A 12,152-nucleotide genomic window follows, 5' to 3' on the forward strand; every position below is an offset into this window, starting at 1 on the left:
CGGCGTACCCGTCTCGCAGCTTGAGACGATGCACCGCAGGAATCGGATATCTCTGCGTGGCTCCGCGCCGCATTCTTCCCGTACCGCCGCGCATGCGGCCCCTGCCGGGAAGATACCCATGACCGCAAGACTGCAAGACAAGATCGCCCTCGTCACCGGCGCCAGTTCCGGCATCGGTCGCGCCACCGCGCTGTGCTTCGCACGCGAAGGCGCGAAAGTCGTGGCGGCCGCGCGCCGCGGCGACCTGCTCGATGCCCTGGTTGCCGAGATCGTTGCAGCCGGTGGCGAGGCCACGGCGCTGGCCGGCGACGTGCGCGACGAAGCCTATGCGCAGGCCCTGGTCGCACTAGCCCAGCAGCGCTACGGCGGGCTCGACATTGCCTTCAACAACGCCGGCGTGCTCGGCGCGCAATCGCCGACGACGGAGTTGTCGCTGCAGCAATGGCAGGACGTGCTCGACACCAACCTCACCGGCGCCTTTCTCGGCGCCAAGCATCAGTTGCCGGCGCTGCTGGCGCGCGGCGGCGGTTCGCTGATCTTCACGTCCTCCTTCGTCGGCGACACCGCCGCGTTCCCGGGCGTGGCCGGCTACGCGGCTAGCAAGGCCGGCCTGCTCGGCCTGAGCCGCTCGATCGCGGTCGAGTTCGGCGCCCGCGGCATCCGCAGCAACGCGCTGCTGCCCGGCGCGACCGACACGCCGGCTTACCGCGAGTTCGGCAACAGCGAGGAAGCGCGGAACTTCATCGCCAGCCTGTACGCGCTCAAGCGCGTGGCCGCGCCGGAAGAGATCGCGCAGGCGGCGCTGTTCCTGGCCTCCGACGCATCGTCGTTCGTGACCGGCAGTGCCTTGGCGGTGGAGGGCGGGGTGTCGGTCAATCGCACTTGAGGGGCGGGCCGGAGCGGCGTGGGTCGCTCTGGTTTGTCGTGCTTGAGGAGGGGCGTCCCCGCCTGGTTGTTCGTACCTGGATTCTCTACCGCCAGGCAGGCCGGCATAGCCCGCGGACGCGGCCGACACTTGGAAACGCACTCGGCACGGTCCTGCACGCCAGTCCCAAATTCCCGGACGCAAGGCTTTTGGCCTCGCGCGCGTGGCGGATACTCCAAGCCTCGCGTCCAGATGCCCGGCCTTCGGCACGGCGGGCTCGCCCGCAGCGCGATTTTGCTCGCGCCGGCAAGCCGTCACGCTGCAGATGTGAGGCTTGCTGCCACAGGCGTGGAGCGAAATGCTCGGCCGTCGGCTCGCGAGGCTTGCTCGCAGGGCTTTTCCCATAGCAATTGCAAGGTGTTGGGAGCGGCGTGCAAGGTGTTGTGTGCGGGAAACGGAGCCGTGTGGTGCAAGGTCGCCTTGTGCGAGCTTGCGGTCCGTGCCTGACGTGTTGCGGATGGGGAAAAACGATCGGCGATCCGAGTGCCGTCGCCCGACAGATCGGCCGTAGCGACCCAAGCTCCGCTCGTCGGTGACCGATCTTGTCCTTGCGCGAGTCGCGTTCCGAGCGCACTGCTCGGAACGTGGCTCACGACGCTGCGACGCCCGAACGCTGACGCCCACATACCTCCCAATGAGCCTTGCGGTAGGGGAGATGCAAGTCGCGACTCGCGCAGTCACCCGAAGGATCGCCATCGCGGCTCACGCCGCTCCCACAGGGAAAGTCCGTGCTTACCATGGGAGCGGCGTGAGCCGCGATTACGCAACGGGTCGACGCAACGCGGTCGTGGCTAACGCAGCTTCTACTGGAGCTAGCGCGAACTCGGGTAAGGCCGCGCCTGCACACGAAGGCGTTGCTTCAGTCGCCGCCACCGCCATCGCCACCACCGCAATCTCCGCCGCCGTCGTTGTCGCCAGGGCTGCAATCGCGGCTGTCGCCGTTGCCGTTGGAGGCGTTCCAATCGGCGCTGCCGGAGTTTTCGTTCCAACTGCTGCCGCCGTCGTAGCCCGAGCCGGTGTTGGTCGTGAGCCGATTGCGGTGGACGGCGGTGGCGAGCATGGCGCCTGCGATCAGCAGCAGGGCACCGATCACCCAGTGGCTCTGCACCGCCAGCACGATGCCGACCACGACCAGTACGACTCCCAGGAGCTTATGCATCGTTGCCGTCCTTCCGACCGGGAGCGGCCGGTGGCGCGCCGCGATTGCGCGCATTGTCTACGGCTTTTCGGCCGGCGCCAGTACCGTCCGGCGGGATGACTGCAGCCGGGCGTCGGGCGGGACCCAGTGGCCGTCGCCGCGAAAAGGCCGGCTACGCCGGTCCCCAGATGGCCTTGGGCGCCACCCGGTAATGGGCGCGGGGAGGCGGGCGGTTGCCGGGGGCGTCGCGACGGGCACACACGTCGCCGGGAGGTCTCGCCACCGATGCCGAAACGATTCGGCGCGACATCGCGGCGGCGTATAGGCAAGACCGATGCGGCGTTCTATGCTGATGGCCGCGGACGCAGCCGAGTGTCGCGACGGCGCCCGCGAATCCCCCATCCCTTCCTCTGTCGCGCGCGGCCTGTCGCTGCGCGCGGCGACGCCATTCGAGTTCCCATGAGTCGTCTGCCCGGTCTGGACCTGCTGCGCGCCATCGCCATCGTCTGGGTGATGCTGTTTCATTCCTATCTGGTCGGCGGCATGGGCGAGTTTTGGCAAGCCGGCATCACGCACGGCTGGATAGGCGTGGACCTGTTCTTCGTGCTCAGCGGCTATCTGATCGGCGGCCAGCTGCTCAAGCCGCTGAGCCAGGGCCTGCCGCTGCGGCCAGGCGACTTCTACCTGCGCCGCGCGTTCCGCGTGCTGCCGGCGTTCCTGGTGGTGCTGGCGATCTATTTCACCGTGCCCGGCTTCCGCGAAGCCGAGGGCATCCAGCCGCTGTGGCAGTTCCTCACCTTCACCCTGAACCTGTTGATCGACTATCAGCACAACAAGGCCTTCTCGCACGCCTGGTCGCTGTGCGTGGAGGAGCACTTCTACCTGGTGTTCCCGTGGCTGGCCTGGTGGATGACGCGGCGCCCGTCGGCGGCCAAGTTCGTCGGCCTGTGCGTGGCGGTCGTGGCCATGGGACTGGCCTTGCGCGGCTATGTCTGGGTGTACGAAATGGCCCCGGTGCGCGGTCTGGACGACGTCGAACGCAGCTTCGACCGGCGCTTCGTCGAAGACATCTATTACCCGACCTGGATGCGCCTGGACGGCCTGCTGTTCGGCGTGGTGCTGGCGACGATCCAGGTCTACCGGCCGCAGCTGTGGTCGCGGTTGCAGCGCCACGCGAATGGGTTGCTGATCGCCGGCCTGGCGGTCGTGGCCGTCGCCATCTTCCTGTTCCAGGAACGCACGGCCCTGCTGCCGACCGTGATCGGCTACCCGCTGCTGTCGTTGGGCCTGGCCCTGCTGGTCGCCGCCGGCGCCAGCACTCGCAGCTGGCTCGGCCGCTGGCGCGTGCCGGGCGCGGGCTGGATCGCGGTGGCCTCCTACAGCCTGTACCTGATCCACAAGCCGGTGTTCCATCTGGTCGAAACGGCGTTCGGGGCGCAGTTGGAAGGGCGCGGTGTGGTTGCGTTCGCGGTGTATGCCGTGGCGACGTTCGCGGCGGGGGCGCTGCTGCATTACGTGATCGAGCGGCCGTTCCTGAGGCTACGGGATCGCTGGAAGGCTGGGACCATACGGACCGGTGCGGCTGCCGTAACTCAGGGGTGATAGTTGACGGTTTGTCGCAGTTCTTGCGACATGGCCGCGGTAACGTTGCGCTTACGGTCGGCAGCTGTGGTCCGGGCGCGACAGTTGTCCATGCTCAAGGGAGCAAGGGTGAAATGTAGCGCGGCTTCCAATGCCGGCAGAGCAAGCGCAGAGCGGTTCAATGAGCCGCTGCGAATTTGATTAGAATGAATGTCATGCGAGCTTGGACGTAGGACGAACGACCGCGAGTGTCTAATGAAGCAATCGTTTTTCTTACTTTTTATACTGGCTGGAGTGGCTGTGGCCGGATATGGTCTATTCGGCTTACTGGCCTTGGATGAATGGGTCCTGGGGCGATACAGCGCTGGTACCGGTAGTCGGGACACCGGCATCGGAATTCTAATCACACTGATTGGTGGGATTATGGTGTGGTACGGCGCCGCTGAGCTCGCAAACTCTGACTAGTGCCATATCTGAGAGCTTCGTTCAGAGAGAGATGGATGGACTTCGAGTACGTGCTGGACACCGATGTGCCGACCTATTGAGCTCGTCGCGTCGTAGAGCCGGCTAGTCGTGCTTAAGCGTAGCAATGCTCCGCGCACACGCCGCCGCCCGATCGACCAGCAGCTCGCGTTCGCGCGCATTACGCGTGAGCGACGCAGCGCGTTTGAACTCGGCATGCGCTTCCTGATAACGGCCGAGCTTGGCGAGAAAATCTCCACGCACGCTCGGCAGCAAGTGATAGCTCTTCATCGACGGTTCGTCGAGCAGGGTGTCGGCCAGTTCCAGGCCGGCGGCGGGGCCGAAGGCCATGGCAAGGGCGACGGCGCGGTTGAGTTCGACCACCGGCGACGGGGCGAGTTGGGCCAGGGCGTCGTAGAGGGCGGCGATGCGGGCCCAATCGGTTTCGTCGCCGGTGCGGGCGCGGGCGTGGCAGGCGGCGATCGCGGCTTGCAATGCATATGGGCCGCGGGCGCCGCCGAGTTTTTCGGCGCGTTCCAGGGCGGTCAGGCCGCGCCGGATCAGGACCTGGTCCCAGCGTGCGCGGTCCTGGTCCAGCAGCAGCACCGGCGCGCCGCTGGCGTCGACGCGGGCACGGGCTCGCGAGGCCTGGATTTCCATCAGCGCGGCCAGGCCGTGTACCTCGGGTTCGCGCGGCACCAGTTCGGCGACGATGCGGCCCAGGCGCAGGGCTTCCTCGCATAGGGCGGGGCGCATCCAGTCGTCGCCGGCGGTGGCCGAGTAGCCTTCGTTGAAGATCAGGTAGATCACCGCCAGCACCGAGGCCAGGCGTTCGGCGAGTTCGTCGCCGCGCGGCACTTCGAACGGTACCCGCGCTTCGGCCAGCGTGCGTTTGGCGCGCACGATCCGTTGCGCCACGGTCGGTTCGGGGACCAGGAAGGCGCGCGCGATTTCGTCGGTGGTCAGGCCGCCGAGCAGGCGCAGGGTCAGGGCGACGCGTGCTTCGGTGGACAGCACCGGATGGCAGGCGGTGAACACCAGGCGCAGCAGGTCGTCGCCGATGTCGTCGTCGATGGCCGCCTCGAACGCGGCCTCGGCGTCGTCCTGCCAGTCTTCGAGTTCGTAGCCCAGTTCTTCGTACTTGCGCTGCTGCAGCTTGCTGCGGCGCAGGCGGTCGATGGCGCGGTGCTTGGCGGTGGCCATCAGCCAGGCGCCCGGGTTGTCGGGCACGCCGGTTTCGGGCCAACGCTCCAGCGCGGCGACCAGGGCGTCCTGGGCGAGTTCCTCGGCCAGGCCGACGTCGCGCACCATGCGCGCCAGGCCGGCGATCAGGCGCGGCGATTCGATACGCCAGACGGCATCGATGGCGCGATGGGTGTCGTTGGTCATCGGATGCGGTCGGTCGAGTGGGAAGGGGCGGGCTACTTTTCGGACTGGATCTGGAGCGCGGCCAGGCCGGTCTCGAAGTCGCGTCCGATCATACGGTCCCTGTCGAAGAAAACGCCCATGAGTTTGGTCATGTAGACGCTGGGGCCCTGCATGCATCAGGTCGCGCGGCCATGGATGACCAGGCTACGCTCGGTCCGCAAGGTATCGGGACGTGTCGCGGCGTAGCGCAGCACCGCGACCACGAGCAAGGCCAGCAGGGACAGGACGACGGCGAGTATGGGCGCGGGATCCGATCAGTTGCGTTGGCCGCTATCGCCTTGCAGGTCGTGGAATGCGGATCCGGCCTCCTGGACATCGGCGGGGAAGTCCTCGAACTCCATCACCTGGCGGATTTCGATGGTTTCGTTTTCCGCGGCCGGGCAGCGCGAGGCCCAGGCGATCGCCTCGTTTCTCGATGCGACGTCGATCATCCAGTAGCCGCCCAGCACTTCCTTGGATTCGCTGAAGGGGCCGTCGGTGACTTTCGGCTTGCCGCCGGCGAAGGACACGCGTGCGCCCATCGAGGGCGGGTGCAGGCCGTCCAGCGCGACCAGTACGCCGGCCTGCTGCAGGGCTTCGTTGTACTTCATCATCGTCGCGACGCGGTCGGCGGGCGGCAAGGTGCCGGGTGCGGCTTGTTCGTAGCCTTGGGGAATCATCAGCATCATGAAGCGCATAGTGCGTCTCCTGTGGTGGCGCAGAGAGGGGGCGACGGCAGGCGCCGCAAGGCGCGCCGCAGTTCGGTTTTTGTAGCGCGAGGGGGGGCGAGCGAGGCCGGTGTCGATCGCCGAGTGCGCGCCGCCGCTGCGCGAGCGGCGCGCGCATGCGGTCAGGCTTTCTTTTCGAAGTTGATCAGCCACGGCACGCCGTAGGCATCGGTGACGCAGCCGAAGCGTTCGGCCCAGAAGGTCTGCGCCAGCGGCATGGTGACTTGGCCGCCTTCGGCCAGGCCCTGGAAGATGCGCTCGGCATCGGCGGCGGAATCGACGTTGAGCGAGATCGACATGCCCTTGACGCCGTCATAGGGGTAGTGGGTGCCGGCGTCGGAGGCCATCAGCACCCAGTCCTTGGCGGCCAGACGGACGTGCATGACCTTGTTCTTTTGTTCATCCGACAAGGAGTCGCAGCTGCCGTCGGGGGCTTCGCCGTAGCGCAGCAGCATTTCGATCTTGCCGCCGAGCAGTTCGGCGTAACGCTGGAACGCGGCTTCGGCCTTGCCGTCGTAGGTGAGGTAGGGGGCGAGGTACATGGGTGACTCTGTTTGGTGGGGGGGCTAGTTGCAGTTCATGTCGCCGTCGACGATGCGGTGCAGCTCGCTGACGCCGTCGCCGGCGATGTCGAGGAAACGCTTGGCGTACTCGACGGCGGATTCGAAGGACTCGACCTCGATCAGGGCGTAGCCGGCGATCACTTCCTTGGCCTCGGCGTAGGGCCCGTCGGTGACGGTGATCTTTCCGCCGTTCAGGCCGATGCGGGCGCCGCCTCGGGCGAGCAGGCCGCCGGTGTGCAGCAGGCTGCCGTCGCTGAGGCCCTGCTGGATCAACTCGCCCATGCGCTGCTGTTTGTCGGGACCGAAGTCGGCGGGCTTGCTGGTGTCGGGGGTGTAGATGGACAGGAATTTCATCGGTGACTCCATGACGACGATGGGGAGGGCGGATGCTTTCGGCGGACTGTATGGATACGACGAACGGCGGCGCGCACGATCGACATAGGGGCGAACCGTTTCCGTGCGGCGCTCAGTGCTTGACGGCTTGGGCGCGCAGGCGTTGTTCCTGTTCGCGCAGTTCCGGGGTGAGTTCGGCGCCGAAATCCTCGGCTTCGAATACTTGGCGGATCTCGATTTCCGATTCGCCGCCGGTGGGGTTCGGGCAACGCTTCACCCACTCGATCGCCTCTTCCTTGGACTTGACCTGGATCAGCCAGAAGCCGCCGATCAGTTCCTTGGCCTCCGGGAAAGGACCGTCGACGACGCTGCGGCGCTGGCCGGAGAAGCGCACGCGCGCGCCCTTGGAAGAGGGATGCAGGCCTTCGCCGGCCAGCAGCACGCCGGCCTTGACCAGTTCCTCGTTGTACTTGCCCATCGCGGTCAGCAGTTCTTCGCTGGGCATTTGCCCGGCTTCGGCAGCGTCGTCGGATTTGACTATCAGCATGAATCGCATGGCCCTGTCTCCTGGTTGGGTTGGGAAGCGTCGGTCGCGGTGTGCGGTGTCGTTGCGGCGCTCTTACTCAGGGCGACGAAGGCAGGGGCGCGGAATCGACACGGCCCGCGAAATATTTTTTTGGCGATTGCGGTTGCCGGGGGAGACGAGGCGGTGCTAGCGTTCCGGGCCCAACCCCCCGGATCGAAGGAACGCCGCAATGAAGTCGCTCAAGTATTTGATCCCGATAGCATTTATCGCCAGCGCATCGGCCGTGGCCGCGCCGACGACCTACGAGATCGACCCCAGCCACACCTATCCCAGCTTCGAGGCCTCGCACATGGGCATCTCGGTCTGGCGCGGCAAATTCAACTCGTCCAGCGGCAAGGTCGTGCTCGACAAGGCCAAGGGCACCGGCACGGTCGAAGTAGTGGTCGATACCAACAGCATCGACTACGGTCACGACAAGATGAACGAGCATGCGCGTGGCGACACGCTGTTCGACGTCGCCAAGTACCCGACCGCGACCTACAAGGGCAAGCTCGAAGGTTTCGTCGATGGCGCGCCGACCAAGGTCGTCGGCGAACTCACCCTGCACGGCGTGACCAAGCCGCTGGAACTGAAGATCAATTCCTTCAAGTGCATTCCGCATCCGATGCTCAAGCGCGAGCTTTGCGGCGCCGACGCCAGCGCCAGCTTCCAGCGCGATGCCTTCGGTATCGATGCCGGCAAGGACTGGGGTTTCAGCATGGACGTGACGCTGCGCATCCAGGTCGAGGCCGTCGCGCAGGCCAAGTGAGCCGGTCGCAGGTCCGGCAGGGATTGCACTACGGGCAACATCCACTGGAGGGAGCGCCAGGTCGCCGCGGCTTGGGCTCCCTGAGGACAGGGCCATGAACAACGAACCGCAAGCCGAGCATCGCTGGTTGCAACGATTGCTAGGCGAATGGGTGGGCGAGGGCGAGATACCCGGGGCGCCCGGCGAAGCGCCGACCACCTGGCGATCGCAGCAGACGGTCAGCAAGATCGGCGAGCTGTGGATCCGGTGCGAGGCGCGCAGCGAATCGCCGGAGGCGTCGATCATGCAGATCACGTTGGGTTACGACCCGGCCAAGGGCCGCTACGTCGGCGCCTTCGCCGGCAGCATGCTGTCCGGCCTGTGGGTCTACGAGGGTTCGGTCGGCGCCGACGGGCGCACGCTCACCCTCGATACCCGCGGTCCGGATTTCGACAGCGGCCGGATCCGCGATTTCCAGGACATCATCGAGTTGATCGACGACGACCATCACGAACTGCGCTCGCGCATGCTCGGCGACGACGGGCAGTGGCAGCCCGTGATGTCGGTGCGCTACCGGCGCAAGAAATAGCCGGGCTCGCCGCGGTCGCGACTGGAGTCGCGATCGCGGCACTTGCGGCGCCCTCGGGCGGACGGCACTGTCGTTTTTTTCGGCAGAGGAACCAGGCATGTCGCGTTCGCTAACGGGTGTCAGCATGGTCGCGGCGATGGCCGCGTTGTGGGCGGGCGCGGCGGCGGCCGCACCGGCGCCGGATGAGGCCGCGTTCCGCGCCCTGTACCGCGAACTGGTCGAGATCAACACCACCCGCTCGGTCGGCAGTTGCACGCGCGCGGCGCAGGCGATGCAGGCGCGTTTGCTCGCGGCCGGCCTGCCGGCTCAGGACTCGCGCATCCTCGCGCCCAGCGACCGCCCGCAGGACGGCGCCCTGATCGCAACGCTGCGCGGCCGCGATTCCAAGCTCAAGCCGCTGTTGCTGCTGGCCCACATCGACGTGGTCGAGGCACGGCGCGAGGACTGGCAGCGCGACCCGTTCACCCTGGTCGAGGAAGACGGCTGGTTCTATGCGCGCGGCGCCAGCGACGACAAGGCCATGGCGGCGATCTTCACCGACAATCTGGTGCGCTACCGCCAGGCCGGCTACGTGCCGCGGCGCGACATCAAGCTGGCCCTGACCTGCGGCGAGGAATCGCCGGACGTGTTCAACAGCGTGAAGTGGCTGATGGAGACCCAGCCCGAGACCTTGGCGGCCGCGTTCGTGCTCAACGAAGGCGCCGGCGGCGAACTGCGCGACGGCAAGCCGCTGGCGCTGCAGGTGCAGGCCGGCGAGAAGGTCTATCAGGACTTCGAACTCAGCGCGAGCGACGTCGGCGGGCACAGTTCGCGACCGACCCGCGACAATCCGATCACCCATCTGGCCGGCGGTCTGGAGCGGCTGGGCGCCTACCAGTTCCCGATCGCGCTGAACCCGGTCACGCGCGGCTACTTCGAAGCGCAGGCGCGGCTGTCGGCGCCGGCGATCGCCGCCGACATGCGCGCGGTGCTGGCCGATCCGGCCGACGCGGCCGCGGCCGATCGCCTGTGGACGATCAACCCAGGCTGGAACAGCACGCTGCGCACCACCTGCGTGGCGACCCAGATCGAGGGCGGCCATGCGTCCAACGCGCTGCCGCAGCAGGTGCGTGCCAACGTCAATTGCCGGATCCTGCCGGGCGTGCCGGTCGAGGAGGTGCGCCAGACCCTGGTGCGCGTGCTCGCCGACGAACGCATCAAGGTGGCGCCGCGCGGCGAGCCCGGCATGGCGACCTCCGCGCCGCCGCTGTCGCCGAAGATCCTCGGCCCGGTGCGCGAGGTCGCCGACGCGATCTGGCCCGGGGTCGCGATCGTGCCGACCATGTCCACCGGCGCCACCGACGGCCGCTTCCTCAATGCCGCCGGCATCCCCACGTACGGCCTGTCGGGCCTGTTCCACGATGCCGAGGGCAGCCGCGCGCACGGTCTCAACGAACGTATCCGGGTGCGCTCGCTGCTGGACGGGCGGCGTTTCCTGTACGAGATCGTGCGCCGCTACGCCGACGCCGCGGATTGAGCGCCGGCCGGCGTGCGCGGCTGCGATGCGGGCGCGCTACGCCCGCACATCCATGAGAGGGCAACGATATGGAGATCCTGCTGCACACCGACGAACTCGGCGACGGCGTGAGCGTCGACAATGCGACCGCGGACGACATCGCCGACACGATCGCGCAGACCTCTCACCTGGGGCGGGTGCACTACATCGTCTACGACCAGCGCAGCTTCCGTGTGGTCGCCGGCAGCGAGCCGGGGTCGATGCAGAAGATCGCCCAGTCGGACGTGCCGGACAATCTGCTCGCCTTGCTGTCGGCGTTGCGGGCTACGCGCGGCTGACGCGGCCCTCGCACGCCGGTTTGCGATGTCGGTTCGCGGCGCTGGTCCGCGGCGCCGGTCCGCGGCGCCCGATAGGCGATACTGGCCGTCCCCACTGAGCGAGGTGCAGCATGATCCAGCGCTACGAAGTCGGTCCGCGCATGTCGGAAATGGCCGTGCACAACGGTACGGTCTACCTGGCCGGGCAGATCGCCGACGACGAACACGCCGATATCGGCGGGCAGACCCGGCAGGTGCTGGCCGCGATCGACGCCTTGCTGGCGCAGGCCGGCAGCGACAAGTCGCGGATCCTGCGCGCGCAGATCTATTTGGCCGACATCGCCGATTTCGCGGGCATGAACGCGGTCTGGGACCAGTGGGTAGTGGCCGGCCGCACGCCGCCGCGCGCGACCGTGCAGGCGGCGCTGGCCAATCCGAACTGGAAGATCGAGATCGTGGTGACCGCCGCGGTTTGAGTCCCGCGGCGCGGCGATGCGGCTCAGCCGCCGTCGCCGCGCTGGCCGGCATAGGCCGCGGCCAGGAACGCGTCCAGCAGCGGCCGCCCGGGCATCAGTTCGGGAAAGCGCGCGTCGTGGAATTCCGGATGCCATTGCACGCCGACCACGAAAGCGGCGTTGGGCGCGCGTATGCATTCGGGGATGCCGTCCTCGGACCAGGCCTCGACGTGGAGGCCGTCGCCGAGCCGGCGGATGCCCTGATGATGGATCGAATTCACCCGCGTGCCTTCCTGCGGCGGATACAGTGCGGCCAGCCAGCCGCCGGCTTCGATGCGCAGCGGATGGGCGTGTTCGTCGTAGCGGTCGGGCAGGTAGTGCTGGTTGCGGGTGGCGCCGCCGGCGACCAGATCCTGATACAGGCTGCCGCCATAGGCGACGTTGATCAGCTGCATGCCGCGACAGACGCCGAGCACGGGTTTGCCGGCGGCGGCGAAGGCGCGCAGCAGCGACAGTTCGAAGCGGTCGCGGACCGGATCGGTGGTCTGCAGCAGCTCGCTGGGCTGCTCGCCGTAGGCGACCGGATCGATATCGGCGCCGCCCTGCAGGATCAGGCCGTCGAAGGACTGCGCGTATTCGCGCACCGACAGGTCGCTGCGCTGGACGTCGCCGTCGGGATCGACGGTGGGGATCATCGCCACCAGCGCGCCGGCCGACATCACCCAATGCGCCATCGACTGTTCCAGGTACTGCAGGGTCTTGTTGCGGAAGCCGTATTGCGCGGGCAGGTTGCGCATCAGGCGCGGCGACAGGCCGATCATCAGTTTGCGCGGCGTGGCGTTCATA

The 12,152-nt window shown here is 67.4% G+C and carries 14 protein-coding genes; 7 read left to right on the forward strand and 7 right to left on the reverse strand.

What is annotated here, in order from left to right; all coding sequences use genetic code 11:
• Positions 1–118: 118 nt before the first annotated feature.
• Positions 119–886: an SDR family oxidoreductase gene (locus ASE10_RS12105; protein ID WP_055905964.1), complete on the forward strand. Its 768-nt coding sequence runs from the start codon at positions 119–121 to the stop codon at positions 884–886.
• An 898-nt stretch (positions 887–1,784) separates the two neighbouring features.
• Here ASE10_RS12105 and ASE10_RS12110 read toward each other — a convergent pair.
• On the reverse strand, positions 1,785–2,084 hold the full coding sequence (locus ASE10_RS12110; RefSeq protein ID WP_056098366.1) for a hypothetical protein: 300 nt from the start codon (positions 2,082–2,084) through the stop codon (positions 1,785–1,787).
• A gap of 438 nt (positions 2,085–2,522) precedes the next feature.
• Between ASE10_RS12110 and ASE10_RS12115 the strand changes: the two genes are divergently transcribed.
• Positions 2,523–3,665 (forward strand): acyltransferase, encoded by a 1,143-nt coding sequence (locus tag ASE10_RS12115; protein ID WP_055905970.1) that lies wholly within the window; start codon positions 2,523–2,525, stop codon positions 3,663–3,665.
• 546 nt (positions 3,666–4,211) lie between these two features.
• Here ASE10_RS12115 and ASE10_RS12120 read toward each other — a convergent pair.
• The 5 genes from ASE10_RS12120 to ASE10_RS12140 form a co-directional block, all read right to left on the reverse strand.
• The gene (locus ASE10_RS12120) at positions 4,212–5,495 is read right to left on the reverse strand and encodes an RNA polymerase sigma factor (RefSeq protein ID WP_056305309.1); all 1,284 of its coding nucleotides are present in this window, start codon (positions 5,493–5,495) and stop codon (positions 4,212–4,214) included.
• Between the two features lie 293 nt (positions 5,496–5,788).
• Complete coding sequence (locus ASE10_RS12125; protein ID WP_055905977.1) at positions 5,789–6,211, reverse strand: YciI family protein; 423 nt, start codon at positions 6,209–6,211, stop codon at positions 5,789–5,791.
• 152 nt (positions 6,212–6,363) lie between these two features.
• On the reverse strand, positions 6,364–6,783 hold the full coding sequence (locus ASE10_RS12130; protein ID WP_055905980.1) for a VOC family protein: 420 nt from the start codon (positions 6,781–6,783) through the stop codon (positions 6,364–6,366).
• A 24-nt stretch (positions 6,784–6,807) separates the two neighbouring features.
• Entirely contained in the window at positions 6,808–7,158 is a 351-nt protein-coding gene (locus ASE10_RS12135) for a YciI family protein (protein WP_055905982.1), read from the reverse strand.
• 112 nt (positions 7,159–7,270) lie between these two features.
• A complete protein-coding gene (locus tag ASE10_RS12140; protein ID WP_055905985.1) occupies positions 7,271–7,693 on the reverse strand; it encodes a YciI family protein in 423 nt (140 codons plus the stop codon).
• Positions 7,694–7,892: 199 nt separating this feature from the next.
• Between ASE10_RS12140 and ASE10_RS12145 the strand changes: the two genes are divergently transcribed.
• The 5 genes from ASE10_RS12145 (at position 7,893) to ASE10_RS12165 (ending at position 11,327) form a co-directional block, all read left to right on the forward strand.
• A complete protein-coding gene (locus tag ASE10_RS12145; protein ID WP_055905988.1) occupies positions 7,893–8,471 on the forward strand; it encodes a YceI family protein in 579 nt (192 codons plus the stop codon).
• Positions 8,472–8,565: 94 nt separating this feature from the next.
• Entirely contained in the window at positions 8,566–9,039 is a 474-nt protein-coding gene (locus tag ASE10_RS12150; RefSeq protein ID WP_055905991.1) for a DUF1579 domain-containing protein, read from the forward strand.
• A 97-nt stretch (positions 9,040–9,136) separates the two neighbouring features.
• Entirely contained in the window at positions 9,137–10,555 is a 1,419-nt protein-coding gene (locus ASE10_RS12155) for a M20/M25/M40 family metallo-hydrolase (protein WP_055905994.1), read from the forward strand.
• Positions 10,556–10,623: 68 nt separating this feature from the next.
• Positions 10,624–10,872 (forward strand): hypothetical protein, encoded by a 249-nt coding sequence (locus ASE10_RS12160; protein WP_055905997.1) that lies wholly within the window; start codon positions 10,624–10,626, stop codon positions 10,870–10,872.
• Positions 10,873–10,982: 110 nt separating this feature from the next.
• The gene (locus tag ASE10_RS12165) at positions 10,983–11,327 is read left to right on the forward strand and encodes a RidA family protein (RefSeq protein ID WP_055906000.1); all 345 of its coding nucleotides are present in this window, start codon (positions 10,983–10,985) and stop codon (positions 11,325–11,327) included.
• Between the two features lie 23 nt (positions 11,328–11,350).
• On the opposite strand, the gene ASE10_RS12170 is transcribed toward ASE10_RS12165, so the two are convergent.
• Positions 11,351–12,151, reverse strand: a complete 801-nt coding sequence (locus ASE10_RS12170) for a type 1 glutamine amidotransferase (RefSeq protein WP_055906003.1) — start codon at positions 12,149–12,151, stop codon at positions 11,351–11,353.
• Position 12,152 lies beyond the last annotated feature (1 nt).

Source organism: Lysobacter sp. Root76 (assembly GCF_001428685.1).
GTDB lineage: Bacteria > Pseudomonadota > Gammaproteobacteria > Xanthomonadales > Xanthomonadaceae > Lysobacter.